Origin of the sequence: Clostridium psychrophilum (assembly GCF_018861705.1) — a bacterium.
GTDB classification, from domain to species: Bacteria; Bacillota; Clostridia; order Clostridiales; family Clostridiaceae; genus Clostridium_AD; species Clostridium_AD psychrophilum.
Window position 1 is genome coordinate 1 of the sequence record NZ_JAHLEC010000269.1, and the last position, 780, is coordinate 780.

General features: G+C 30.9%; 2 protein-coding genes. Both read left to right on the forward strand.

All coding sequences use genetic code 11. The features are described from left to right. Nucleotides 1-224, forward strand: a 224-nt coding sequence (locus tag KPL38_RS19415; protein WP_216290768.1) for a hypothetical protein, incomplete at its 5' end; no start/stop codon positions are given. A 34-nt stretch (nt 225-258) separates the two neighbouring features. Further along, complete coding sequence (locus KPL38_RS19420) at nt 259-570, forward strand: DUF6618 family protein (RefSeq protein ID WP_216290769.1); 312 nt, start codon at nt 259-261, stop codon at nt 568-570. The last annotated feature ends 210 nt before the right edge of the window (nt 571-780 follow it).

The window sequence follows — 780 nt, forward strand, 5'->3', positions numbered from 1 at the left end:
ACGAGGTTAATGGCTATATATCTTCAAGATTAAAACTTTGTGGCATAGTCGATGAGATCTTTAATGCTAATGCAATAGAAGCTATTAATTCCTGCTGCAATGGGTCTACAAGGCTTCTTAATACCATTCTTGAGAAGAGTTTAATGATGGGATATCAGAAGGGTCTAAAAGTAATTGACACTGAAATTGTAATGAGTGTTCAAAATGAAATTAATCTTATATAACAATATATGAAAATATGAGGGGTGGTTTAAATAAATGGTTTTTGAATGTACAAATCAAACTAAAAACAAAAAAGAAACTTGGACTGGAAGAGTAACATCAATTATTAACTACGGAAGCCATTATGAAATAAAAATTGAAAGTCGTTCAGGTATTATGGTGTTGCTTGGAAAAACTACCTTAGGGAATTTTGCCTGCATGCCTGATTTTGGATCCGGTTGTCATTTAGCTGAATTAAAAGACAAGTTCTACAGTACTGAAAATCTTTGTGGTGTTATGGGTAAAATTGATGGTATCACAGTTGCCTGTGCTTTAGCAGCGATAGCTGCCCAAATAGATTCTATATAATTATGTTGAATCATAAATTAAATAAGTTTAATACTTGGAGTAGCGATGCTACTCTATTATTTTAGATTTTAGCCTTGAACATCAGGTTAAGATAAAGTGTAAATTCCGGTTAAATTATTATGTAAATCGGATAAATATATGTGCAAATCCATGATTTAACTAGATAAATTAATTTGTAAAACTTAGGATAAGATAAAGTGTAAATCAACA

What these genes read in the sequence shown, in the direction of transcription:
- KPL38_RS19420 (WP_216290769.1), top strand. Translation starts at nt 259, where the DNA reads ATGGTTTTTGAATGTACAAATCAAACTAAAAACAAAAAAGAAACTTGG.